The sequence below is a fragment of the Streptosporangium sp. NPDC000396 genome (assembly GCF_042898655.1).
Taxonomy (GTDB): domain Bacteria; phylum Actinomycetota; class Actinomycetes; order Streptosporangiales; family Streptosporangiaceae; genus Streptosporangium.
The window spans coordinates 377114-400899 of record NZ_JBIAZA010000001.1 but is presented as its reverse complement, the minus strand read 5'-3'; the positions used below and the strand labels follow the sequence as shown (position 1 = coordinate 400899).

The following is a 23786-nucleotide window of genomic DNA, read 5'->3' as shown; positions in this document are numbered from 1 at the left end:
ATGCGTTGCGTCGGCGATGGAAATCCCTCGCCGGCGGCGTCACCCCACTTAGTCTGGCCGTCTTGCCTCGGAATCACCACCGGAGGGATGCCATGCGTATTGGAGTGCTAACCGGGGGCGGCGACTGCCCCGGCCTGAACGCCGTTATCCGCGCCGTCGTGCGCAAGGGTGTGAGCGTCTACGGACATGAGTTCATCGGATTCCGTGACGGCTGGCGTGGCCCACTTGAAGACGACACCATGCCATTGGACATCCAGGCCGTGCGGGGCATCCTGCCGCGGGGCGGCACGATCCTCGGTTCGTCGCGGACGAATCCGATGAAGATCGAGGGTGGCGTTGAGAAGATCAAGAACAACCTGGCGGAGGCCGGGGTCGACGCGCTGATCGCGATCGGCGGCGAAGACACCCTCGGCGTCGCCAAGCAGCTCTTCGACAAGGGCGTGAAGGTCGTCGGCGTGCCGAAGACGATCGACAACGACCTCAACGCCACCGACTACACCTTCGGCTTCGACACCGCCGTCAACATCGCCGTCGAGGCGATCGACCGGCTGCACACCACCGCCGAATCCCACCACCGCGCGCTGATCTGCGAGGTCATGGGCCGTCACGCGGGCTGGATCGCCCTGCACGCGGGAATGGCCGGAGGCGCCAACGTCATCCTCATCCCGGAGAAGCCCTTCGACATCGACCGGGTCTGCGCCTATGTCGAATCCCGCTTCAAGACCCGCTACGCGCCCATCATCGTGGTCGCCGAGGGCGCCCACCCGATCGAGGGCCAGATGACGCTGCAGGCGGGCGAGCTCGACTCCTTCGGCCATGTCCGGCTGGGCGGCATCGGTGAGATCCTCGCCAAGGAGATCGAGAAGCGGACCGGCAAGGAGGCCCGCACCACCGTGCTCGGCCACATCCAGCGCGGCGGCACGCCCACGGCCTTCGACCGGGTGCTGGCCACCCGGTTCGGTCTGCAGGCCATCGACACCGTGCACGAGGGCCGCTTCGGCGTCATGGTCGCGCTGCGAGGCACCGAGATCGTCAGAGTCGGCCTCGACGAGGCGACCAAGGAACTGAAGACCGTGCCGGTGAGCCGCTACGAGGAGGCCGAGGTCTTCTTCGGCTGACGCGCCCGCGACGAAGGGACCGCCTCCAGGGGGCGGTCCCTTCGGCTTTGTAAGCGGTTTGCAAGCGGTCGGCCGTAGCCTTCACACCTCGGGCGGGTGACCGCCCGCGGATCCCCTCCATGTACGGCTTGCGCCCCGCAGGCGGCCTACGGTGGCGCAAGCCGTACATCATCCGTCGCCGATGCCCGCGTCCTGAGCACCGATGCCAGGGAGGTCCGGGCGCACCCGAGCGCGTGAAATACGCACTGATAATCGCAGGTGCTGGACGATCGGCGGAACCGTTTTCCGGGCGAGGGTTTCCGCGAAGATGCCCGGTGACACTGTGATGATCTACCGGGACATTGAACTTCAGGGCTGGGAAAACCCCTTGCGGAGAAGGGCTTCCAGCAGGCCGATATGGCTGAGCGTAATCAATTAATAACTGTTGGTTATTGCCTGAAGTGGAGAGTAATCTGAGTGAACAAAGGCTTTTGGTCTCCCTAGAATGACCGCCTAAGTTCTTCCCCTCTAACGTGGAATTCAGGTTTACGCCGTGTCGGCGTCGTCGGGATGCCGATTCGGCGTTCCGTCATCAGCCCGGGTATCGCCCAGGGCGCAAGCATTCGACATGGAGTGATCTCTCATGATCAAGCTCAGGAACGCTCTGGCCGCCGGGGCGATGGTGGCCTCCGCCCTCGTCGCCCCTGTGGCAATGCAGGGCCAGTTCGCCAGCGCCGAAGCTGTGACCCAACCCACCGCACCCATCACGCTCACCTCTGCCGAGCACCCCTGCTGGAGGCACAAGAACCCTGCTAGGTGCCGTCGCAGGGGCCACGGCGGCGGTGGCGGCGGCGGCGGTGGCGGTGGCGGTGGTGGAGGCGGCGGTGGTGGCGGCGGCGCCAACATCAACAACACCAACATCAACACCAACACCGCCGGTGGCGGCGGTGGCGGTGGCGGTGGCGGTGGCGGTGGCGGCGGCGGTGGCGGCGGCGGCGGTGGCGGCGGCGGTGGCGGTGGCGGCGGCGGTGGCGGTGGTGGTGGCGGTGGCGGCGGCTGATCCGCCATCACCGGCAGTACTGCCGAGAACCCGCTGAACGGCCGGGACGCTCTCCCGATCCGGTCCATGGGCCGGATCGGGAACGGCCTGTGACAGGCCAGGGTCGCCCGTGGTGAGGACGTCGAGGCGGGCTCGCCGAGAAAGGCGATGTCCGTGAGATCCGCTCCGAAACACGGACGATCCGGGCCCGTGCCCACGTCGCCGTTCGCCATCCACCCCCTGTGGGGAAACGTTCGTCATCCGCCCCGCCCCTGCGGGGAGCGGGAAACCGTCCGGAAGTCAGAGAGAGGTGCCGTCGTCAGCTTCGACGTGAAAAAGGGCGGCCGTGCGGTATATCGAGGCCGGATCCGGTGCCAAGGCGTGATCGCCGGTATGGCGCATGCCTGAGGCGCGATTGCCGGGATCTGCTTTGACGGCCTGCGGCCGCCCTTTGGCGCGCTTGGCCGTACGCCGCCCGCCGTCGCGTGAAGCACGCGAAACGCGTATCGACGATTACGGGCTTTCGGTGGATCCGGTGGTGTCCCTTTCATGTCCGAGTGTTTCTCCGGGAAACCTGACGGCATCGTGATGACCTACTGAATTATTACGGTTCTGGGCTGCGCAGCTCTTTGGTCGGAAAGAGGCTCGTGTCAAAGTTCATAACTTTTTGTAATCAAAAATAACTTTTGGTTATGGCGCTGAAGTGGAGAGTAATCCGAACCGGTTGATGCTTTTGATCTCTCTAGAATGACCGCCCGAGTTCTTTCCGGCTAACGTGGAGTTCAGGTTTACGCCGTGTCGGCGTCGTCGGGATGCCGATTCGGCGTTTCGTCAGCCCGGGTATCGCCCAGGGCGCAAGCATTCGACATGGAGTGATCTCTCATGATCAAGCTCAGGAACGCTCTGGCCGCCGGGACGATGGTGGCCTCCGCCCTCATCGTCCCCGTGACAATGCCGGGCCAGCCCGCCGGCGCCGAGACCACGGCCGAGAACGTCACCACATCCACCCTCATATCCGCTGAGCACCCCTGCTGGAGGCACAGGAACCCCGCTAGGTGCTGGGCCAGATGGGGCGGCGGCGGCGGAGGCGGTGGTGGCGGTGGCGGTGGCGGTGGCGGCGGAGGTGGTGGCGGCGGTGGCGGCGGCGGTGGCGGCGGCGGCGGTGGTGGTGGCGGCTGATCCGCCGTCACCGGCAGCAGCGCCGAAGACCCGCTGAACGGCCGGGACGCTCTCCCGATCCGGTCCATGGGCCGGATCGGGAGCAGCCTGTGGCAGGCCGGGGCCGTTCGCCATCCGTCCCGCCCCTGCGGGAAGCGGGAAACCGTCCAGGAAAGTCAGAAGCCGACTCGGCGTTTCGTCAGCCCGGGTATCGCCCCGAGCGCAGGCAATTCGACGTGACTCCTCTGCTCCCTGAAGAGAGCGGCTTCTCGCTTCCCTCGGCTGAGGTAGGCGACGGCCGAGCCCTGACCGTTTCAAGCAAGAAACCCGTGACAGGAAGCGATTCACCTTCCGGGCAAACCCGGCAGGGGAATCGCTGGACATGATGGAGTGATCTCTCATGATCAAGGTCAGGAACGCTCTGGCCGCCGGGACGATGGTGGCTTCCGCCCTCATCGTTCCCGCGACAATGCCGGGCCAGTTCGCCGGCGCCGAAACCGTGGCGAAGAGTGCCGCCGCGTCCACCCTCACTTCCGCCGAGCACCCTTGCTGGAAGCACAGGAACCCTGCTAGATGCCGTCGCAGGGGCCACGGTGGCGGTGGCGGCAACGATGGCGGTGGCGGCAGCGACTACGGCGGATACGGCAGCGGAGGCAACGGCGGCGGCGCCTACGGCCCTAGCGACGGCGGCGGCGGTGGTGGTATGCCTGACACTGAGGTTCAGGGCCGCATCAAGGCCCCGTTCTAGATATCCGGGACTCCGGGCCAGCGAGTGGTGACCTCGAATCGGCCGCCTGCGGCGACTTGGGCATGGTCACGGATACAGGTCACCCCTTGAGTGCGGAGACCCGGCCTCGATCCTGAGGAGAAGGTCGTCCTGCGGAAACGCCGGATGTCCGGACCCCGCCGGCGAACACCGTTCGCCGGCGGGGTCCGGCGCGTCCGGCAGCTGAACCGTGCCGGACTGTCCGTTTCGCCGTCGAGCAAGGATGGGCGGGGTCCGGAGCGGACTAAAGTGGCACGGTCGGGCCGTTGTCTTTGCATGGCCACGCGCGACACTTGGCGATAGCCGTACATTCCACGCGAAGCTCCACCGGAGGTTGCATCATGACCATGTCCGCCTTGGGCGAGCCCTGCGTTCTGCTCAAACTGGGCGAGGTCGTCCTCAAGGGAAACAACCGTGAGCTCTTCGAGCGGAGGCTGCAGGCCAACATCAAGGCGGCCCTGAAGGACTTCGGCTTCAAGGTGGACGTGCGCCAGCGGCACGGCGTCATCGCGATCTTCCTGCCCGACGGCACCGGTGTCGAGGTCGCCGACGCGGTCGCCGAGCGCGTCTCCTATGTCCCCGGGCTGGTCTGGATCCACCGGGCCTGGCGGGTCGCCAAAGACCCGTCAGCGGTCACCAAGGCCGCGATCGAGCTGCTCGCCGACCGGGAGGACGTCAAGCGCGGCGTCTCCTTCGCGGTCCGCTCCCGCCGCCGCGACAAGCGCTTCCCGCTGACGTCCATGCAGCTCGACCGCCTGGTCGGCGGAGAGCTCAACGACACCTATGGCCTGCCGGTCGACCTGAAGAACCCCGGGCTGGTCGTCTCCATCGAAGTGGACCGTGACGAGGTCTTCGTCTTCACCGGCGGTCTGCCCGGCCAGGGCGGCCTGCCGGTCGGCGCCAGCGGCCGGGCCCTGGTCCTGATGTCCGGCGGCATCGACTCCCCGGTGGCGGCCTACCGGATGATGCGCCGCGGCCTGCGGGTCGACTTCCTGCACTTCTCCGGCATCCCGTTCACGACGTCGGAGTCGATCTACAAGGCCTATGCGCTGGTCCGGGCGTTGGACAAGTTCCAGGGCAGGTCCCGGCTGTGGGTCGTCCCGTTCGGCAAGGCCCAGCAGTCCATCAAGGCCTCCGGTCAAGATCGCCTCGCCGTCATCTCCCAGCGCCGTCTGATGCTCAAGACCGCCGAGGAGGTCGCCCACCGCCTGCACGCCGGGGCTTTGATCACCGGTGACTCCCTCGGCCAGGTCTCCTCCCAGACCCTGCAGAACATCACGGCCCAGGACGACGCGGTGGACCTGCCGATCCTGCGCCCGCTCATCGGCCTCGACAAGACCGAGATCATGGCGGAGGCCCGTCGCATCGGCACGCTGGAGATCTCCGAGCTGCCCGACGAAGACTGCTGCACGCTCCTGGCTCCCCGCCGGGCCGAAACCGCAGCCAAGATCGCCGACCTGAAGCAGATCGAGAGGCGCCTCGACGCCGAAGAGCTCGCCGTCCAGCTGGCCGACTCCCTCCAGGAATACAAGCTGGAGGGCTGAGATCCCGAGGCCTCCCCCAGGGTCCGCCCGGCGCGACCCGAGGCTCGCGCCGCGGTGTTCGGGGAGTCCTGGACCCGTCTCGCTCGCGGGTACGGCCGGCCGCTTGTGGCGCCGGCCGTACCCGGGCGTCGAGGGTGTTCTGGCGTGGGTGAACGCGGGGTCGGACACGGGCGACGGTCAGGCGGACGCCAGGGCGTCGCCGGTCGTGCTCTTGCCCACCAGCGGCGGGAACTGGCGCATCACCCGGGCGAGCTCGTCCAGGTCGCCGTCGACCAGCGCCTGAGGACCGTCGCACAGGGCCAGCTCGGGATGCGGGTGGACGTCGATGATCACGCCGTCGGCGCCGACCGCGATGGCCGCCCGGGTGAGCGGAAGAACCAGGTCGCGCCGGCCACCGGAGTGGGAGGGGTCGACGATGACCGGCAGGTGGGACAGGCGCTGGGCGACCGGGACCGCGGAGACGTCCAGGGTGTTGCGGGTGGCGGTCTCGAAGGTGCGGATGCCGCGCTCGCACAGCACGATGTCGAGGTTGCCGCGCTGGGCGATGTACTCGGCGGCCATCAGCCACTCCTCGATGGTGGCGTTCATGCCGCGCTTGAGCATGACCGGCTTGCCGATCCCGCCGACCGCCTGGAGCAGCGCGAAGTTCTGCGCGTTCCGGGTGCCGATCTGCAACATGTCCGCGTAGGAGGCGACCAGCTCGACGTCGTGGGCGTCCACGACCTCGGTCACGATGGGCAGGCCGGTCTGCTCGCGCACGTCGGCGAGGATGCGCAGACCGGCCTCACCCAGCCCCTGGAAGGCGTAGGGGGAGGTGCGCGGCTTGTAGGCGCCGCCGCGCAGCAGGGTGGCCCCTGCCGCCTTGGCCATCTCGGCGGCCTGGAGGGTCTGCTGCGGGGTTTCCACCGCGCACGGGCCGGCGATCAGGGTCACCGTGCCGGGGCCGATCGGCACGCCGCCGACCCGGACCGTGGACCGCTCGGGGTGGTTGTCCCGGCTCACCAGCTTGTACGGGGTGCTCACCCGCATCACGTCGGCCACCCCGCGCATACCGCGCAGGTCGAGCGCACTGAACTGGGCGATGTCGCCGACCAGGCCGATGATCGTACGGCTCACGCCCCGGCTGACGAACGCGTCGCCCCCCGCGGTGCCGATGATCTCCACGATCGCCTCGACGTCCGCCTGCGTGGCGTCGGGGCTCATGACGATGACCATGTCTCTCCTTCGATGAAAAAGTCCGCAAAATGCAGAAGGCCCCGGGTCCGTGATTCGGACCCGGGGCCTTCTGTTCGCCTGGCTGTCAGCGCAGCATCCGGCGGCGAACGGTCCGACCTAAGGGTCCGTCGCCATACCAAAACCAGAACGCAGTACGCATCGCGGCCCATAGTAGCGCATCGTGAGAACGTGTCGATGATCCGGCATGGGACGGCGGGCGCGGGCGCCCGCGTGGTGACGTGCCGTCCCGCCGCCGGCACGGGGAAGAGGCGTTATCCGGTGGCCGCTGCGGCGGCGGCGGACCCGCGATGGCAGGATTGCCCCGTGCCATCGGGGAGAACGGCGAGGGGAGTGATGGTGGAGCAGTCCGAACCTCCACGGGAGGAGACTCGCCTGCCTCCAGGCCAGTACGTGCCCCGGGGACGTCCGGTGATTCACTACGGCCGGGTGCCCACGTTCCGCCCGGCGACATGGGAGTTCCACGTCATGGGGGCGACCGCGTCGGGGGAGCAGTACCGGTTCACCTGGCCGGAGTTCTCCACGCTGCCGCGCACCACGGTCATCGCCGACTTCCACTGCGTCACCAAGTTCTCGATCATGGGGAACGAGTGGAGCGGGGTGTCCCCGGCGACGTTGATGAAACTGGCCCCGCCCGCTCCGGGCGTGAAGCATGTGATGATCTGGGCCGAGTACGGCTACAGCGCCAACCTGCGGATGAGCGACTTCACCCGCGGCCAGACGTTGTTCGCCCTCGAACTGGACGACAAGCCCATCTCCCCGGAGCGTGGGTTCCCGGTCCGGGTGGTCGTTCCCCATCTGTATGCCTGGAAAAGCGTCAAATGGGTGCGCGCCGTGGAGTATTTGCTGGAGGACAGGCGCGGCTTCTGGGAGGAGCGCGGCTACCACAACATCGCCGACCCATGGCGTGAGCAGCGCTACTCCTATCAGGAGGAACCGGGCGAAGGGCCACCGTGATAGCCGTTCTCCCCTGATCGGCCGGGGAGGTTGACTACGGTTTCCCGCATGTCGACCAGTGGCTGGGTGCTGCTCTGCGCCGTCAGCATTCTTCTCGGGTTCGCGCTGTCCCGCCGGCGGCCGGCGTCTTCCCGCCATCCGGACGGCCTGCCGGACGAGGCCGCCTTCGCCACCCTGCACGTCGCGGCGATGGCGGCTCCGTCACTGCGGGCCGGCCTGACGCGCGACTCCGCCCGCAAGGCGATCCGCCATCTGCGCACGCTGCTGGGGACCAGGGCCATCGCGGTGACGGACATCGACGGCGTCCTCGCCTGGGACGGCGCGGTGGACTGCCACCGGGATCACGCGCCCGAGCACGCCCGCACCGTGCTCGCGTCGGGGCGCCCGCAGGTGGTGGGCGAGGACATGCTGGCCTGCGACACGCCGGGCTGCGCGATCCGGGGCGCGGCGGTCGTGCCGCTCACCGTGGACGGCAGGGTGGTCGGCGCGCTGGCCGCCTACGACGCCGAGGTGAACGCGGCGCTGGTCCGGACCGTCACCGAGGTCGCCCGCTGGGTCTCCGCCCAGCTGGAGCTGGCCGAGCTCGACTCCTCCCGGCGGCGCGCGCTGGAGGCCGAGACGCGGGCGCTGCGCGCGCAGATCTCCCCGCACTTCGTCTACAACTGCCTGACCACCATCGCCTCGTTCATCCGCACCGATCCCGAGCGGGCGCGGGAACTGCTGATGGACTTCGCCGACTTCGCCAGATACGCGCTGCGCCGGGGACGGGACTTCACCACCCTGGCCGACGAGCTTCACTGCGTGGACCGGTATCTGCTGCTGGAGCGCGCCCGGTTCGGCGACCGGCTCCGCTTCACGGTCCAGGTCGCGCCGGAGGCGCTGCCGCTGCCCGTGCCGTTCCTGTGCCTGCAGCCGCTGGTCGAGAACGCCATCAAGCACGGCATGGCCGACAGCGACGGCCCCGGCGAGGTGCGGGTGGTGGTCCGGGACACCGGTGCCGAGGCTCACATCAGCGTGGAGGACGACGGGCTGGGCATGGACCCCGCGCGAGCCAGGCTGCTGCTCGCCGACGATCCGTGCCACGGGCGGTCCGAGAGCGGGATAGGCCTGGCCAACGTCGACGTACGGCTCCGCCAGATCTACGGCGAGAACTACGGGCTGGTCGTGGAGACCGCGCTGGGCGTGGGCACCAAGGTGCGGCTGCGCGTGCCCAAACCCTCTTCTCGATGAATAGCTATTTGTAGTCATAGCTTTACCTAAAATTGACGTAACTCTTGCGATGAACCTGGTTCGAGGGCAGCGTGGGGCCCATGTTGCGAGTCCTGGCCGTTGACGACGAGGTCCCCGCGCTGGAGGAACTGGCCTATCTCCTCCGCCAGGACCCCCGCATCGAACACGTCTCCACCGCTCACGGCGGAGTCACGGCGCTACAGGACATGGTCCAGATGATCGGCACGGGAGAGCGGCTGGACGGGGTCTTCCTCGACATCCGGATGCCCGGTCTCGGCGGCCTCGATCTGGCCCGGCTCATCGGCGGGTTCCCCAGTCCGCCGCGCCTGGTGTTCGTCACCGCCCACGAAGACTGCGCGATCCAGGCCTTCGAGCTGGAAGCGGTGGACTACCTGCTCAAGCCGGTCCGGGTCGACCGGCTGGCGGAGGCCGTACGGCGCCTGGAGTCCATGACGTCGCCCGCGGGCGACTCGGCGCCGGAGGACGTCATCCCGGTCGAGCTCGGAGGGCGGACCCGCTTCGTGGCCCAGCAGTCGGTCCAGTTCGTCGAGGCGAAGGGCGACTACGTGCGGCTGCACACCGTGGACGGCAGCTATCTCGTGCGCATGTCGCTGGCCGCGCTGGAGCGGCGCTGGGCCGGATCGGGGTTCATCCGCGTGCACCGGAGCACGCTGGTCTCGGTGCGTCACGTGAGCGAGATGCGCTTCGACGGCGGCCGGGTGATGCTGCAGGTGGGCGCGGAGACGCTGCCGGTCAGCCGCCGTCACACCCGCCAGGTCCGCGAACAGCTCGTCCGCCAGTTCCAGGACCGGCCGCTGCCTTCGGGCGCGGCCAGGTAGGCCGCTGCCCTCCGGCACGGTCAGGCGGGCCGCTGCCCTCTGGCACGGTCAGGCAGGCCAGGCGGGGTGGAGCGAGGGTGGACAGGCGGCCGAGTGCCGCCCGTCCACCCTCGCTGCGTTTTCCGCCCCGCACCGTGCCGTATTTCCCGGCATTTCCCAGCACCTTCTGGCACTTCCCGGCGGCGGCCGATCTCGGACGTGAGAGGGGCGGACCGGGGCTCGCCGGTGGGAAACGACCGCTCGTCGCTCGCGACCCGCCGCTCGTCGTCCGAACACTCTCCGCACATCGACAACTACTAACCGTTAATCGCGCTGGCCCGAAACCGGAGTTCGCCGGCCGGGAGGGCCCTCTAGTGTTCACTCATCGGAGAGCCACACCCGCCGCATCGGGGGGGACAGAGCCGGAAGGTTCGGACAGACCTGATGCGCGGAACCCTCAGGCGATCGTCGATGACTGATCGCCTGATTGCCGGGCCCTGGATACCGGGGGGTGGGGCCCGGCGATCTCCGGTGTGACGGGACGCCCGCGCCAGCCCGCGAGGCGGACCGTGATCCGGCCCACACGGGGGCGGCTGGATCACGAGAGCGGGCGTCCCGTCTCACCCCTGATCGTCGTCGGCGGGGCAGGTGTCCCGGAGCTTCTTCAGCGTCTCGATGTCCTCGCGGTGCTTGTCGGCACCGCCGGGGGTCTCGATGCAGAGCGGCACCCCGGCGACCGCCGGATGGCGCATCAGGTCGGCGAAGGACTGGGCGCCGATGTGGCCCGCGCCGATGTTCTCGTGCCGGTCCTTCTTGGAGCCGCACACGTCCTTGGAGTCGTTGGCGTGGACCAGTTTGAGCCGCCCCGGAGCGATGGCGTGCAGGGCGTCCAGGGTCTCCTTGACGCCGTCGGGGGTGGACAGGTCGTGCCCGGCGGCGAAGGCGTGACAGGTGTCCAGGCAGACACCCGCCTTCGGATGCCAGTCGAGGGCGGCCAGATAGGGCTCCAGATCCTGGACGGTCGCGCAGAGCATCGCCCCCTGCCCGGCCATCGGCTCCAGCAGCAGGTCGGGGCCGTCCTCGGGGATCTCCTCAAGAAGGGGGAGGAGCCGGTCGCGCAACTGGCGCATCGCGTCGTCGCGGGGCTGGCTCACCGCCGATCCCGTGTGGACCACCGAGCCCACGGCGCCGATCGCGTAGGCGCGCTGCAGGCTGTGCCGTACGGTGGCCACGGACTTCTCCAGCGTGTCGGCGCTCGGGGAGCCCATGTTGACGAGGTAGGGCGTGTGCACGAAGGACAGCATCCCCGACTCGCGCAGCTTGGCGTCCTGGCCGGGGTCGCCCGCGGCGAGCGTCCAGCCCCGGGGGTTGCTGACGAACACCTGGATCATCTCGGCGCCGATGTCGGAGGCGTACTGCAGGCCGCCCTTGGCCAGGCCGCCCGTGACGGAGACGTGTCCGCCGATGAGGGAAAGAGAAGTCATGGTGCCGACAGTTTAGGCCCTGTTCCATCGGCCCAGAGGGCTACCCGAAAGGCGACGGAACCCTCCCGATCCCGCTTTGTGGTGAGGAAGAAGCCTCCCGTTCCGGCCCGATCTTCCCTCCCCTGGCGGTGAGGGTGGCCAAGGAGCCGGGGAGTGGTGCCCGCCGGATTCGGAGGACTTGGAGCATGACACGAAAACCCAGGCCAAAGCTTTATTCCACTTCGGAGTTCTTGCTGCTGGACCATGCGCCGTGCCGGTGTGTGTACTGCTTTCATGCCGAACGTGAAATCCGCGGTGCCGACGGCGGGGCTGGCCGGCTTCAACGCGCTGAGCACCGCCGAGGCCGAAGCCCAGCTGCTGACGTGCTGCGCGTCCCGGACCTTCGCCCGCAACGTGGCGGCGCTGCGTCCCTGCCGTGACCTCGACCAGCTGGGCGCGGCCGCCGCTGCCGCCGTGAGAGACCTGGACTGGCCGGATGTGCGGGAGGCGCTGTCGGCACACGCGCGGATCGGCGAGGCGCCGCCGGCGAGCCGCCCGTCGCCTTCCACCGGCGACCGCGGCGCGGAGCGCGCGGGCGGAGCCGGCCGGGAATCGTCCTGGTCCCGTCAGGAGCAGTCCGGTGTGATCGGCGCCGGCCAGGCGGTGCTGGACGAGCTCGCCGAGGGCAACCGCGCCTACGAGGAGCGGTTCGGTCACATCTACCTGATCTGCGCCACCGGCCTGTCGGCCGAGGAGATGCTGACCCGCCTGCGGGAGCGGCTGGGGAACGAGGACGAGGCGGAACGGGAGGTCGTCCGCGCCGAGCTGGCCAAGATCACCCGGCTGCGCGTGGCGAAGCTCATGGGGGAGCGGCCGTGAGCCTCTCCACACATGTGCTGGACGCCGCGCTCGGCAGGCCCGCGGCGGGCGTCGCCGTACGGCTCGAAAGCGGCGGGGCGGTGGTCGCCGAAGGGCACACCGACGCCGACGGCCGGCTCAAGGGCTGGTCGCCCGGGGCGGGCGTGCACCGGCTGGTGTTCGACACCGGAGCCTACTTCGCCGCGCGAGGCGTGGACGCCTTCTACCCGGAGGTCACCGTCGCCTTCACGATCGACGACCCGGACGAGCACTACCACGTGCCGTTGCTGCTCAGCCCGTTCGCCTATTCGACGTACCGAGGGAGTTAGCACATGCCCGTCGTTCTCGGGCCCAACCGCTACGGCAAGGCGGAGACCCGTGTGGTCCGTGTCGTCAGGGACGGCGCGGTCCACTCCATCAAGGACCTCAACGTCAGCTCCGCCCTGTCAGGTGACATGCGCGACGCGCACCTGACCGGGGACAACGCCGCCGTGCTGCCGACGGACACGCAGAAGAACACCGTCTACGCCTTCGCGAAAAAGCATGGCGTGGACCAGATCGAGGACTTCGCGCTCCTGCTGGCCCGGCACTTCGTGGACTCCCAGCCCTCGATCCACCATGCCCGCGTGGAGATCGAGGAGTATTTCTGGGACCGCATACCGGTCGAGAAGGGACCCGGCCGCGGGCTCCGCGACGAGCAGCACTCCTTCGTCCGCTCGGGCAGGGAGGTGCGCACCTGCGTCGTGCACCACGACCGGGACGGCCGGACCACCGTGGTCTCCGGACTGAAGGACCTGGTGGTCCTCAACTCGACCGGCTCGGAGTTCACCGGCTACATCCAGGACGAGTACACCACCCTCCAGCCGGCCACCGACCGCGTCCTGGCCACCGCGGTGGCGGCCCGGTGGCGACACGTCTCGGAGGAGTCGTCGTTCGGGGAGTCCTACGATGAAGTACGGCGCTGCCTGCTCGACGCCTTCGCCAGGACCCACAGCCTCTCCCTCCAGCAGACGCTTTACGCCATGGGCGAGCAGGCGCTGAACACCCGCCGGGAGATCTGCGAGGTGCGTCTCGCCATGCCGAACAAACATCACTTCCTGGTCGACCTGGCGCCCTTCGGGCTGGACAACCCGGGCGAGGTCTTCTACGCCGCCGACCGTCCCTACGGGCTGATCGAGGGCACCGTCCTCAACGACGACGCCCCGGCCGCCCACTTCGCCTGGGAGTGACGACCATGGATTTCCTGCAACCTGCCACCTGGGCGGAGGCACTGGCCGCCAAGGCCGACCTGCCGGAGGCGATGCCCATCCAGGGGGGCACCGACGTGATGGTCGAGCTCAACTTCGACATCCACCGCCCGGCCGCGCTCCTGGACCTGAACAAGATCGCAGAGCTCACCGAGTGGACCCTGGAGGAGGACGGCCGGCTCCGTGTCGGCGCGGGCGTGCCGTACGTGCGAGTGATCACCGAGCTGGGGGACCGGCTGCCCGGTCTCGCCCAGGCCGCGCGCACGGTCGGCTCGCCCCAGATCCGCAACCGGGGCACCGTGGGCGGCAACCTCGGCGCGGCCTCGCCCGCCGGGGACAGCCATCCCGCGCTGCTCGCCGGTGACGCGATCGTCGAGGTCGAGTCCCGGGCCCGCGGGGTGCGGATGATCCCCGCCGCCGACTTCTTCGTCGGGGTCAAGCGCAGCGCGCTCCAGCCCGACGAGCTGATCCGGGCGTTCTGGATGAGCCCCGCCACCGGCCCGCAGTACTTCTCCAAGGTCGGCACCCGCAACGCGATGGTGATCGCGGTCTGCTCGTTCGCCGTCGCGCTCCATCCCGGCGAGCGCCGCGTGGGCACCGGCGTCGGCTCGGCCGCCCCGACGCCCCGGCGGGCGATCGCCGCCGAGGAGTTCCTCGCCGCCGAGCTCGACTGGGACGCCCGGCTCGACCCCGCCGTGCTCAAGCGCTTCGGCGAGCTGGCGTCCGAGGCCGCCTCGCCCATCGACGACGTGCGCGGCACCGCCGACTACCGCAGGCACGCCATCGGCGTGATGGCCCGCCGCACCCTGACCTGGGCGTGGAACGAGTTCCGGTCCGGGCACTTCGAAAGGAGGGTCGGCTGATGCGCGTCAACTTCACCGTGAACGGCCGCGAGGAGACGGTGGACGACGTCTGGGAGGGGGAGAGCCTGCTGTACGTCCTGCGCGAGCGGGTGGGCCTGCCCGGCTCCAAGAACGCCTGCGAGCAGGGCGAATGCGGCTCCTGCACGGTCTACCTCGACGGCGTCCCCGTCTGCGCCTGCCTGGTCGCGGCCGGGCAGGCCGCCGGGCGCGAGGTCCGCACGGTCGAGGGCCTCGCCGACGGCGACCGGCTCGACCCGGTCCAGGAGGCCTTCGTCGAATGCGGCGCGGTCCAGTGCGGCTTCTGCACCCCCGGCCTCATCGTCCAGGCCCACGATCTGATCGAACGCGTCCCGCAGCCCTCGGACGCCGAGATCCGCGAGGCCCTGGCGGGCAACCTGTGCCGGTGCACGGGTTACGAGAAGATCCTCGACGCCGTACGGCTCGCAGCGACGCGGAAGGCGGCCGCCTCGTGACCGGACGGAGCGACAGGGCCGGACAGCCGGGCGAGGAGACCGGATGAGCTCCATCGTCATCGACAACGTCTTCATCGCCCCGGTGACCGGCCCGGAGATCCCCTCCGGGCACATCCACGTCGAAGGCGACAGGATCGCGGCACTCGGGGCCGGTCCAGCCCCGGCCGTCCCGGGAGCCACACGGATCGACGGCACCGGCTGCCTGGCCACGCCCGGCCTGGTCAACACCCACCACCACCTCTACCAGTGGGCCTCCCAGGGGCTCGCCCAGGACGCCACGCTGTTCGAGTGGCTGGTGGCGCTCTACCAGGTGTGGGCCGCCATGGACGCCGAGGTCGTCAAGGGCGCGGCGGGCGCCGGCCTGGGCTTCCTGGCACTGTCCGGCTGCACCACCTCCAGCGACCACCACTACGTCTTCCCCTCCGGCCGGGGCGACCTGCTCGCCGCGGAGATCGAGGCGGCCCGCGACGTGGGCGTCCGCTTCCACCCCGCGCGAGGCTCGATGGACCGCGGCAGATCCCAGGGCGGCCTGCCGCCGGACGTCGTGGTCGAAAAGCTCGACACGATCCTCGCGGCGACGGCCGAGGCCGTCGACACCTACCACGACCCGTCCTTCTCCTCGAAGCTGCGCATCGCGGTCGCCCCCTGCTCGCCGTTCTCCGTCAGCGCCGACCTGATGACCGAGGCCGCCGCGCTGGCCCGGTCCAAGGGCGTGCGGCTGCACACCCATCTCGCCGAGACCCTCGACGAGGAGGAGCACTGCCTTGAGCAGGTCGGCCTGCGCCCGGTCGACTACATGGAAAAGCTCGGCTGGCTCGGCCCGGACGTGTGGTTCGCCCACGCGATCCACCTGAGCGACTCCGACATCGACACCTTCGCCCAGACCGGCACGGGCTCGGCGCACTGCCCCAGCTCCAACGGCCGGCTCGGCGCGGGCATCGCCCGGGTCTCCGACATGCTCCGGCGCGGCGCGAACGTCGGCCTCGGCGTGGACGGCAGCGCCTCCTCCGAGCTGACCTCGCTCTCCGGCGAGATGCGCCAGGCCCTGCTCTTCCAGCGGGCCAAGTACGGTCCCACGGCGCTGACCGCCCGGCAGGCTCTGGAGATCGCCACCCTCGGCGGCGCGAGGAACCTCGGCCGCCAGGACGAGATCGGCTCCCTGGAGGCCGGCAAGCTCGCCGACATCGCCCTGTGGAAGACCGACGGCGCCTTCGCCTCGGCCGTCGCCGACCCGGTCGCCACCCTCGTCTTCGGCACCCGGCAGCCGCCGCTGGCCCGCCTCCTGGTGGGCGGTGAGACCGTCGTGGAGGACGACGAGCTGCGCACGGTCGCCCAGGACGAGCTCGGCCGCGCGGGCGGCGCGGCCGGCCGCCGCCTCATGCGCCTCGCAGAGGAGCAGGGCTTCGTCGCCCGAAAGGAGGTCCATTCCTGAGCGGGCCGGCAGGAGCGGCGATCCGCGCGCCGACCGGAACGGGCGGTGAGGGAGGCCTCCCGCCCGGTCCTCGTCGAGATCATGACCGGGTGGGAGGCGAACACCCCCATGGCCCGGCCATCGACGCCGCCGGGAAGTTCGAGCCAGTTCCCGGACAGGTGTGATGGTGACTCCTCCGCTCCCTGAAGAGAGCGGCTTCTCGCTTCCCTCGAAAGAGGTAGGCGACGGCCAAGCCCTGACCGTTTCAAACGAAGGAACCATAACAGGGAAGCGATTCCCCTGCCCGGTAAACCCGACAGTCCTCTCACGAGACATGATGGTTTTCCAGCTGTCTCACGGGTTCCGGCACGCGCCCCCGCCCGCTCGCACCGGGCGGGGGCGCGTGTCCGCCCATTCTCCATCAGGGAGCAAGGTTGTTGTCTGAGTCGCCGGGACATGTCGTCATCGCCCCGGACAAGTTCAAGGGGTCGCTGACCGGGGCCGAGGTCGCCGCCCACGTCGCCGCGGGCCTCGGGCCTGACGTCGCCACGGTCGCGATGCCGGTGGCCGACGGCGGCGACGGCACCGTGGACGCCGTCGTGGCCTGCGGATTCGAGCGCGTGGAGGTCGAGGTCACCGGCCCCGTCGGCGAGCCGGTCCGTGCCGCCTACGCCTGGCGTGACGCCCCGGACACGCCGACGGCCGTCATCGAGCTGGCCGAGGCGTCCGGCCTGCGGCGGCTTCCGGCCGCCGAAGGCGCCTCCGCCGCCCAGGCGGACCCGTCCGCGCACGGCGGGGTGCGCCTCGCGGCGCTCACCGCGACCAGCCACGGCACCGGCGAGCTGATCGCCCACGCCGTACGGCGCGGCGCGAAGCGGATCGTCCTCGGCCTGGGAGGCAGCGCCTCCACCGACGGCGGCACCGGGATGATGAGGGCGCTGGGCGTCAGGTTCCTGGACGCCGGGGGAGAGGAGCTCCCGCCCGGCGGAGCCGCCCTCCGCGCGCTCGAAAAGATCGACGCCTCCGGGCTCCTCGACGTCGCCGGCGTCGAGTTCGTCGTCGCCTGCGACGTGGACAATCCGCTGCTCGGGCCGAACGGCGCCGCCGCCGTCTACGGCCCGCAGAAAGGCGCCTCGCCCGGCGACGTCAAACTCCTCGACGGCGCGCTCGCCCGGCTGGCCGCCGTCGCCGCGCACACCCACGGCCTGGTCGGCGCCATCGAGCACGACGGCGTCGTCCGCCCCATGGGCGTCGCCGCCCAGCCGGGAGCCGGGGCGGCCGGGGGAACGGGCTTCGCCGCCCTGGCCTTCCTGCGCGCCGACATCCGCCCCGGCATCGAATACCTGCTCGACCTCCTCGGCTTCCGGGAGCGGCTCGACGGCGCCCGCCTGGTCGTCACCGGCGAGGGATCCCTGGACGAGCAGACGCTGCGGGGAAAGGCCCCCGCCGGGGTCGCCCGCGCCGCCGCCGGGGCCGGTGTCCCGGTCGTCGCGGTCTGCGGCCGCCGCACCCTCGGGAACGAGGAGCTGAACGCGGCGGGCATCAGGGCCGCCTACGCGCTCACCGACATCGAATCCGACCCCGAGCGGCGCATGGCCGAGGCGGGCCCCCTTCTGGAACGCGTCGCCGCCAAGCTCGCGGCCGACTGGCTGTAGGAACCGCGGAAACGGCAGGAAGCAGGAGGACGCCCGTGATTGATCTGGTCATCACGTCCCGCCGGGCCGTGCTGCCCGAGGGGGAGGGCCCGGCGGCGGTGGCCGTGCGAGACGGGAAGATCGTCGGCGTCCACGCCCCCGACGCCGGCCTTGAGGCGGCCGAGTGGGTCGACCTGGGAGACACCGCGCTTCTGCCCGGGCTCGTGGACACCCACGTGCACGTCAACGAGCCCGGCCGTACGCACTGGGAGGGCTTCGCCTCGGCCACCCGGGCCGCCGCCGCCGGTGGGGTGACCACGATCGTGGACATGCCGCTCAACTCGCTGCCCCCGACCGTGAACGTGGACGCGCTGGCCGTGAAGAGGGCGGCAGCGGCCGGGCAGTGCCTGGTCGACGTCGGGTTCTGGGGCGGCGCGATCCCCGGGAACCTCAAGGACCTGCGGCCCCTGCACGAGGCCGGGGTCTACGGCTTCAAGTGCTTCCTGTCCCCGTCGGGCGTGGAGGAGTTCCCACCGCTCGACACGAACGGGCTGCGGGCGGTCATGGCGGAGATCGCCTCCTTCGACGGCCTGCTGATCGTCCACGCCGAGGACCCGGCGCTGCTCGCCGAGCCGGCCGGGCCGGGGTACCCGGAGTTCCTCGACTCGCGGCCCGGCGAATCCGAGCGCCGCGCCGTCGAGCGGGTCGTCGCCCTGGCGAGGGAGACCGGGGTGCGGGCGCACATCCTGCACGTGTCGTCCGCGCTCTGCCTCGAACCGCTGGCCGAGGCCCGCCGGGACGGGGTCAGGATCACCGCCGAGACCTGTCCCCACTACCTCACGTTGAGCGCCGAGGAGGTGCCGGAGGGGGCGACCCAGTTCAAGTGCTGCCCGCCGATCCGCTCCCGGCGCAACCGTGACGAGCTCTGGCGCGGCCTCGCCGACGGAGTGCTGAGCTGCGTGGTCTCCGACCACTCGCCGTCCACCCCGGATCTGAAGGTGCCCGACTTCGCCGCGGCCTGGGGCGGGATCTCCTCCCTTCAGCTCGGCCTGCCGGCGATCTGGACCGAGGCCTCCCGGCGCGGGCACGGCCTGCGCGACGTCGTGCGCTGGATGGCCGAGGGGCCGGCGGCCCTGGCCGGGCTGGACGGCAAGGGCGCCATCGCCGTGGGCAACGACGCCGACCTGGTCGCGTTCGACGCCGCCTCGGGCCACATCGTGGACGCCTCCGCCCTGCACCACAAGAACCCGGTCACGCCGTACCACGGCAGAGCCCTGTCCGGTGTGGTCCGCACCACCTGGCTGCGCGGTCGCGCCGTGGAGGACGTCCCCTCGGGGAACCTCCTCTGACCGGCCCGCCCGGCGGCGGTTCGCGCCGGGCGGGGCACATCACGCACAAGAAAGGTCCTCCCCGTTGAGCGCATTCACCGCCCTGCCCGACCTCGCGCTGCGCACCCTCGGCGGCTCGGTCGTCGCGGCCAACGACGAGTCCTTCGCCGAGCGGGAGAACCTGATCCGCCCGGGCCGCCCCGCCTTCCAGGCCCACACCTTCGGGGCCAAGGGCCAGGTGTACGACGGCTGGGAGACCCGGCGGCGGCGCGAGCCCGGTCATGACTGGGCGCTGGTCCGGCTCGGCCTGCCCGGCGTGATCCGCGGAGTGGTGATCGACACGGCCTGGTTCAAGGGCAACTACCCGCCCCACGTCTCGGTCGAGGCCACCACCGCCGAGGGCTACCCCACGGTCGCTGAGCTGCAGGCCGCCGAGTGGGCGGAGATCGTTCCGAAGAGCGAGGTCAAGGGCGACGCCGAGCACTTCTTCGACGTGGCCGACGAGCGGCGCTACACGCACGTCCGGCTGAACATGTTCCCCGACGGGGGAATCGCCCGGTTGCGCGTGCACGGCGAGGTCAGGCCTGACCTGTCCCTGTACGACGGCCTCAGTCTGGATCTGGCCGCGCTTGAGAACGGCGCGCTGGTCACCGGTTGCTCCAACGAGTTCTACTCCTCGCCCAACAACGCCATCGCCCCCGGCCTCGCCCGGCACCAGGACGAGGGCTGGGAGACCGCCCGCCGCCGCGACGACGGCAACGACTGGCTGACGATCCGCCTCGCCGGGGCCGGGATCGTCAAGCTCGCCGAGATCGACACGAGCAACCTGCTGTTCAACGCCCCCGGAGAGGTCTCGATCAAGGGCACCGCCGACGGGAGCACCTGGTTCGAGCTGCTCCCCAGGACCCGCCTGCAGCCCGACACCCGCCACCGCTTCCGCATCGAGGACGCGCCGGTGGCCACCCACGTCAGGGTGGACGTCTACCCCGACGGGGGCCTCGCCCGCATCCGCCTGCACGGCTTCCTCCAGGAGAGCTGACCGTTACCTGAAGTGTGATCGAATGTGAGCACACATCAGGCAGCCCACGACTTACGCCGCGAACGTTCTCCCGGAGGGAGTTCCCGCTTCTCCGCCGACCGCCCACCATCGGCGGGTCTCACACCGGCTCCACGGGCGTTTACCGTCTCCCCGCAACTCTGGGCGACGTCGTGCTCATACCCGGCCGCCAGCGCGGCCAGGTTGCGCGCGGCGTTCTCATCCCGATCGAGGACGAGTCCGCACGCGGTACATGCGTAGGTGCGCTCCGACAGGGCGAGCTTGGCTTTCACCGCGCCACAGCCGGAACACGTCTTGCTGGAGGGGTACCAGCGGTCGGCCACAACAAGCCTGCCGCCGCGCCAGACGGTCTTGCAGGCGAGCTGCCGCCGCACCTCGGCCATGCCGACATCGGCGACCGCGCGGGCCAGGCGGCGGTTGGCCAGCATCCCGGCCACGTCCAGGTCTTCGACCACGACCGTGCCATAGGTCGCCGCCAGGCGGGTGGTGAGCTGGTGCAGGCCGTCGCGTCGCCGGCCGGCCACCCGGGCATGGGTCTTGCCCAGGTGAACCTTGGTTTTGTGCCAGCGCTTCGACGCCTCGCGGCTGCTCCCGTCCGGGGTGCGCGGCCCGGCGCGGCGGGCGAGCTCCTTACTCAACCGGCGCAACCGGCGCAGCGCCGCCCGGTGGTGTTTGGGGTTGTCGACCGTCTCGCCGGTGGACAGCACCGCCAGCGCCCTCACCCCGAGATCCACCCCCACCACCGCGTTCGGCTGGGCCAGGGCGCGGTCGTCGCGGTCGATCTGGCAGGTGAACGCGACGAACCAGCGCCCGCCCTCGAACCGGATGGTGGCCGACAGGATCCGGCCCGTCCCGCGTTCCAGGTGCCGGGCCAGTTTGCGGGTGGATTCGGCGGTGCGGATCGTGCCCAGCCGGGGCAGCGTGACGTGACGGCGGTCGGCCTCCACCCGGATCGTCCCGGTGGTGAACCGGCACGACAGCGCGGCGCGATGCTTGGACTTGAACCGGGGAAACCCGACCGGGTTTCCTTTCCGGCTGCCGTTGCGGGAGGCGGCCCAGTTCTTCAACGCCCGCGCCAGAGCGTCCAGGCCCGTGTTGTAGGCCTCCTTGGAGTTGTCCGCCCACCACGGCGCGATGCGGCCCTTGGTGGCGTTCCACGCCCGGCGCAGGGCGTACAGCGACCACGGCACCTCGGTCAGCAACTCCTCCGGCACCTCGGAGGACTGCTCGGCCGCCCGTTGGTCGAGCGCGTCCTTGACCAGGGCAAGCCCCCAGTTGAACGCGAACCGCGCCGCGCCGCAGTGCGACGCCAGCGCGGTGGCCTGCGCGGGGGTGGGGTCGAGCGCGAACCGGTATGCCTGGGCAACCTTCACAAGGGCACCCGGGCATACGGCGCGGCCCCGCGAGAGTCGGCTGGGCCGGGGTCGTCCACGATGATCGTGCCGGTGGGCAGACGGCGCGTCGGGACGGGCATCTTGCCCTCCCGGAACCATCGGTAAGCGGTTTGCGGGTGAATGCCCTGCGACCGCGCCCACTGGGCAAGCTTCACCCCCTCATCGAAACATGCGTTCACGCACGTTCGCCCGCGTTTTCTCAAACAGTTCTGAACCCCGCGCGACCTTCTCCAGAGCGAAGGGCCCGGTCTTCACAGAGACCGGGCCCTTTCACGGACTGCTCAGTGCCAGAGGGTCACCCGGGTGCCGGGCGGGACCTGTTGCCCGCCCGGCGGAATCTGGGCCAGGACCCTACCCCGGCCCACGCCTTTTTTTATCTTCACGCTGACCCCCGCGGCACGCAGCTCCTCACGGGCCGCCCTGACGTCCTTGAACAGCACGTTGGGGATGACGATCACCTTGCGGTTGGGATCGTTCGGGTCACCGCCGTCATCCCACGGCCAGCGCCACTCGCCGTTGCTGCACTGCGACAGGGTCAGCCGGACGACGGCGCCCTTGTCGATCTCGGCCTTGGGCAGCGGATCCTGGGCGATGACCGTGCAGGGCTGGGCGGAGTCGGTCTGCTCCACGAACTCGGGGGTGAAGCCCGCGCCGCGCAGCATGGCGTCGGCCTGGTCGCGAGGCATGCCCATGACGTCCGGCATGACCAGGCCCGCGCTGATCACCAGGTCGACCTTGCTGCCTTCCTTGACGAGGTTGCCCACGGCCGGCTGGGTCCGCATGACCTGACCGCGCTGCACGGTCTCGCTGGCCTGCTTCCTGGCACCTCCGAAGGTGAGGCCGGCCTCGGCCAGCTTCGCGGCGGCGGCGTCCTTGCTCATGCCCACGACGTTCGGCACGACGATCCGCTTGGGGCCCGCCGAGGCGATGAGGACCAGCTTCTTACCGGGTTCCGTCTCCGTGCCGGCCGCGGGGTCGGTCCGCAGCACGTTGCCCTTGGGCACCTTCTCGTCGTTCTGGGGCGGGCCGATCTCGACGGTGAAGCCGCCCTGCTTGGCCTCACTCTCGGCGATGGTGATGTTCTTGCCCACCAGGTCGGGCACCTTGATGGTGCGGCTCTGGGAGAACCACCAGCCGGTCAGCGCGACCCCGGTCACCATCACGACGGCCAGCGCGATCAGAAACCAGTTCGGCTTGAAGCCCGCGCGTGCCTTGGCGGCGGGCGCGGCCCGGTCGTCGACGGGACTGGTGAGCAGCTCGTTGCGCGGCTGGATCAGGGTCTGGTTGACCTGCTGCGGCGCCGGCCCGGAACTCTGCGGGGGAGCGGCCGGGACGGACGGCACCGGGCCGCTCTCCTTGGGCAGCATGCGGTGCGCGTCCACCGCCGCGACCAGCAGCGCGGTGGCGTCCGGCGGCCGAGCCGCGGGATCCCGGGCCGTGGCCTGGGCCACCAGCGTGTCCAGCAGCGGAGGAGAGCCCGGCAGCAGCGACGAGGGCGCGGGCACGGTGTCGTGCACGTGCCGGTAGGCCACCGACATCGGGGTGTCGCCCTCGTACGGCTGGCGGCCGGTGAGGAGCTCGAACAGCATGATCCCGGCCGCGTAGACGTCGCTGCGGGCGTCGGCGGCGCCGGAGGTCACCTGCTCGGGCGACATGTAGCCGATGGTGCCGATCATGACGCCGGTTCGCGTCTGGTTGGTCGCCTCGATCGCGCGGGCCAGGCCGAAGTCGACCACCTTGACCCGTCCGTCACCGCCGATCAGGACGTTTTCCGGTTTGACGTCCCGGTGGATCAGCCCTGCCTGATGCGCGGCGCCCAGTGCCGCGAGCACCGGGATCATGACCTCGAGGGCCTCACGGGCGGGCAGCCTCTCCCTGTCACGGAGCACGTCGCGCAGGGTGCGTCCCGGCACGTACTCCATTGACAGGTAGACGTTGTCCCCGTCGGTGCCCTGGTCGAAGACATGCACCACGTTGGGGTGCGAAAGGCTCGCCACCGACTTGGCCTCGCCGATGAACCGCCGCACGAACGAGGGGTCCTCCGCCAGGGAGCGGTGCATCACCTTTACGGCGACCGTGCGATCGAGCCGGATGTCCATGGCCAGATAGACGGTCGCCATACCGCCCCGGGCGATCCGGGACTCAACGCGGTAACGCCCGTCGAGGAGCTTCCCGACAAGGGGGTCCGTAAGCGTCGTGTCCACCCGGCTGAGTTT

General features: G+C 70.3%; 21 protein-coding genes. 17 read left to right on the top strand and 4 right to left on the bottom strand.

Annotation, left to right across the window (positions count from 1 at the left end):
* Positions 1 to 92: 92 nt before the first annotated feature.
* The 5 genes from ACFY2X_RS01780 to thiI all read left to right on the top strand — a co-directional run bounded on the left by ACFY2X_RS01780 (position 93) and on the right by thiI (position 5604).
* Positions 93 to 1118, top strand: coding sequence for a 6-phosphofructokinase (locus tag ACFY2X_RS01780; protein WP_389930985.1), 1026 nt, complete (start codon positions 93 to 95; stop codon positions 1116 to 1118).
* 622 nt (positions 1119 to 1740) lie between these two features.
* A complete protein-coding gene (locus ACFY2X_RS01775) occupies positions 1741 to 2157 on the top strand; it encodes a hypothetical protein (protein ID WP_389930983.1) in 417 nt (138 codons plus the stop codon).
* A gap of 861 nt (positions 2158 to 3018) precedes the next feature.
* The gene (locus ACFY2X_RS01770; protein WP_389930980.1) at positions 3019 to 3315 is read left to right on the top strand and encodes a hypothetical protein; all 297 of its coding nucleotides are present in this window, start codon (positions 3019 to 3021) and stop codon (positions 3313 to 3315) included.
* Between the two features lie 379 nt (positions 3316 to 3694).
* A complete protein-coding gene (locus ACFY2X_RS01765; protein WP_389930977.1) occupies positions 3695 to 4042 on the top strand; it encodes a hypothetical protein in 348 nt (115 codons plus the stop codon).
* Positions 4043 to 4401: 359 nt separating this feature from the next.
* Positions 4402 to 5604, top strand: a complete 1203-nt coding sequence (gene thiI, locus ACFY2X_RS01760; protein ID WP_389930976.1) for a tRNA uracil 4-sulfurtransferase ThiI — start codon at positions 4402 to 4404, stop codon at positions 5602 to 5604.
* Positions 5605 to 5781: 177 nt separating this feature from the next.
* Here the strand turns inward: thiI and aroF are convergent, their stop codons facing one another.
* Complete coding sequence (aroF, locus tag ACFY2X_RS01755; protein ID WP_389930973.1) at positions 5782 to 6819, bottom strand: 3-deoxy-7-phosphoheptulonate synthase; 1038 nt, start codon at positions 6817 to 6819, stop codon at positions 5782 to 5784.
* Positions 6820 to 7173: 354 nt separating this feature from the next.
* Between aroF and ACFY2X_RS01750 the strand changes: the two genes are divergently transcribed.
* The 3 genes from ACFY2X_RS01750 (at position 7174) to ACFY2X_RS01740 (ending at position 9863) form a co-directional block, all read left to right on the top strand.
* Positions 7174 to 7794 (top strand): molybdopterin-dependent oxidoreductase, encoded by a 621-nt coding sequence (locus ACFY2X_RS01750; RefSeq protein ID WP_389930970.1) that lies wholly within the window; start codon positions 7174 to 7176, stop codon positions 7792 to 7794.
* A gap of 48 nt (positions 7795 to 7842) precedes the next feature.
* Positions 7843 to 9024 (top strand): histidine kinase, encoded by a 1182-nt coding sequence (locus ACFY2X_RS01745; protein ID WP_389930968.1) that lies wholly within the window; start codon positions 7843 to 7845, stop codon positions 9022 to 9024.
* 80 nt (positions 9025 to 9104) lie between these two features.
* Complete coding sequence (locus ACFY2X_RS01740) at positions 9105 to 9863, top strand: LytR/AlgR family response regulator transcription factor (protein ID WP_389930966.1); 759 nt, start codon at positions 9105 to 9107, stop codon at positions 9861 to 9863.
* 599 nt (positions 9864 to 10462) lie between these two features.
* Here ACFY2X_RS01740 and ACFY2X_RS01735 read toward each other — a convergent pair.
* A complete protein-coding gene (locus ACFY2X_RS01735) occupies positions 10463 to 11326 on the bottom strand; it encodes a deoxyribonuclease IV (RefSeq protein ID WP_389930963.1) in 864 nt (287 codons plus the stop codon).
* A 273-nt stretch (positions 11327 to 11599) separates the two neighbouring features.
* On the opposite strand from ACFY2X_RS01735, the gene uraD reads away from it, so the two are divergent.
* From uraD to alc, 9 genes are all read left to right on the top strand, one after another.
* Positions 11600 to 12184, top strand: coding sequence for a 2-oxo-4-hydroxy-4-carboxy-5-ureidoimidazoline decarboxylase (gene uraD / locus ACFY2X_RS01730; RefSeq protein ID WP_389930960.1), 585 nt, complete (start codon positions 11600 to 11602; stop codon positions 12182 to 12184).
* On the top strand, positions 12181 to 12492 hold the full coding sequence (uraH, locus tag ACFY2X_RS01725) for a hydroxyisourate hydrolase (protein WP_389930957.1): 312 nt from the start codon (positions 12181 to 12183) through the stop codon (positions 12490 to 12492). The genes uraD and uraH overlap by 4 nt, the downstream gene beginning before the upstream one ends.
* Positions 12493 to 12495: 3 nt before the next feature.
* Complete coding sequence (pucL, locus tag ACFY2X_RS01720) at positions 12496 to 13392, top strand: factor-independent urate hydroxylase (RefSeq protein ID WP_389930955.1); 897 nt, start codon at positions 12496 to 12498, stop codon at positions 13390 to 13392.
* A 5-nt stretch (positions 13393 to 13397) separates the two neighbouring features.
* Positions 13398 to 14273, top strand: a complete 876-nt coding sequence (locus ACFY2X_RS01715) for an FAD binding domain-containing protein (RefSeq protein WP_389930952.1) — start codon at positions 13398 to 13400, stop codon at positions 14271 to 14273.
* Entirely contained in the window at positions 14273 to 14746 is a 474-nt protein-coding gene (locus ACFY2X_RS01710) for a (2Fe-2S)-binding protein (RefSeq protein WP_389930950.1), read from the top strand. Before ACFY2X_RS01715 ends, ACFY2X_RS01710 begins: the two co-directional genes overlap by 1 nt.
* A gap of 43 nt (positions 14747 to 14789) precedes the next feature.
* Positions 14790 to 16178: an 8-oxoguanine deaminase gene (locus tag ACFY2X_RS01705; protein WP_389930948.1), complete on the top strand. Its 1389-nt coding sequence runs from the start codon at positions 14790 to 14792 to the stop codon at positions 16176 to 16178.
* Positions 16179 to 16594: 416 nt separating this feature from the next.
* The gene (locus ACFY2X_RS01700; protein WP_389930945.1) at positions 16595 to 17812 is read left to right on the top strand and encodes a glycerate kinase; all 1218 of its coding nucleotides are present in this window, start codon (positions 16595 to 16597) and stop codon (positions 17810 to 17812) included.
* Positions 17813 to 17847: 35 nt separating this feature from the next.
* Positions 17848 to 19140, top strand: a complete 1293-nt coding sequence (gene allB, locus ACFY2X_RS01695) for an allantoinase AllB (RefSeq protein WP_389930943.1) — start codon at positions 17848 to 17850, stop codon at positions 19138 to 19140.
* A gap of 64 nt (positions 19141 to 19204) precedes the next feature.
* Positions 19205 to 20158: an allantoicase gene (alc, locus tag ACFY2X_RS01690; RefSeq protein ID WP_389930940.1), complete on the top strand. Its 954-nt coding sequence runs from the start codon at positions 19205 to 19207 to the stop codon at positions 20156 to 20158.
* Between the two features lie 35 nt (positions 20159 to 20193).
* Here the strand turns inward: alc and tnpB are convergent, their stop codons facing one another.
* Together tnpB and pknB are read right to left on the bottom strand one after the other, a co-directional pair.
* Positions 20194 to 21549 (bottom strand): IS607 family element RNA-guided endonuclease TnpB, encoded by a 1356-nt coding sequence (tnpB, locus tag ACFY2X_RS01685; protein ID WP_389930938.1) that lies wholly within the window; start codon positions 21547 to 21549, stop codon positions 20194 to 20196.
* A 302-nt stretch (positions 21550 to 21851) separates the two neighbouring features.
* Complete coding sequence (gene pknB / locus ACFY2X_RS01680) at positions 21852 to 23774, bottom strand: Stk1 family PASTA domain-containing Ser/Thr kinase (RefSeq protein ID WP_389930936.1); 1923 nt, start codon at positions 23772 to 23774, stop codon at positions 21852 to 21854.
* Between the last annotated feature and the right edge of the window lie 12 nt (positions 23775 to 23786).

Coding starts and splice junctions, on each gene's coding strand:
- ACFY2X_RS01780 (WP_389930985.1), top strand. CDS start 93: ATGCGTATTGGAGTGCTAACCGGGGGCGGCGACTGCCCCGGCCTGAAC.
- ACFY2X_RS01775 (WP_389930983.1), top strand. CDS start 1,741: ATGATCAAGCTCAGGAACGCTCTGGCCGCCGGGGCGATGGTGGCCTCC.
- ACFY2X_RS01770 (WP_389930980.1), top strand. CDS start 3,019: ATGATCAAGCTCAGGAACGCTCTGGCCGCCGGGACGATGGTGGCCTCC.
- ACFY2X_RS01765 (WP_389930977.1), top strand. CDS start 3,695: ATGATCAAGGTCAGGAACGCTCTGGCCGCCGGGACGATGGTGGCTTCC.
- thiI (WP_389930976.1), top strand. CDS start 4,402: ATGACCATGTCCGCCTTGGGCGAGCCCTGCGTTCTGCTCAAACTGGGC.
- aroF (WP_389930973.1), bottom strand. CDS start 6,819: ATGGTCATCGTCATGAGCCCCGACGCCACGCAGGCGGACGTCGAGGCG.
- ACFY2X_RS01750 (WP_389930970.1), top strand. CDS start 7,174: ATGGTGGAGCAGTCCGAACCTCCACGGGAGGAGACTCGCCTGCCTCCA.
- ACFY2X_RS01745 (WP_389930968.1), top strand. CDS start 7,843: ATGTCGACCAGTGGCTGGGTGCTGCTCTGCGCCGTCAGCATTCTTCTC.
- ACFY2X_RS01740 (WP_389930966.1), top strand. CDS start 9,105: ATGTTGCGAGTCCTGGCCGTTGACGACGAGGTCCCCGCGCTGGAGGAA.
- ACFY2X_RS01735 (WP_389930963.1), bottom strand. CDS start 11,326: ATGACTTCTCTTTCCCTCATCGGCGGACACGTCTCCGTCACGGGCGGC.
- uraD (WP_389930960.1), top strand. CDS start 11,600: ATGCCGAACGTGAAATCCGCGGTGCCGACGGCGGGGCTGGCCGGCTTC.
- pucL (WP_389930955.1), top strand. CDS start 12,496: ATGCCCGTCGTTCTCGGGCCCAACCGCTACGGCAAGGCGGAGACCCGT.
- ACFY2X_RS01715 (WP_389930952.1), top strand. CDS start 13,398: ATGGATTTCCTGCAACCTGCCACCTGGGCGGAGGCACTGGCCGCCAAG.
- ACFY2X_RS01710 (WP_389930950.1), top strand. CDS start 14,273: ATGCGCGTCAACTTCACCGTGAACGGCCGCGAGGAGACGGTGGACGAC.
- ACFY2X_RS01705 (WP_389930948.1), top strand. CDS start 14,790: ATGAGCTCCATCGTCATCGACAACGTCTTCATCGCCCCGGTGACCGGC.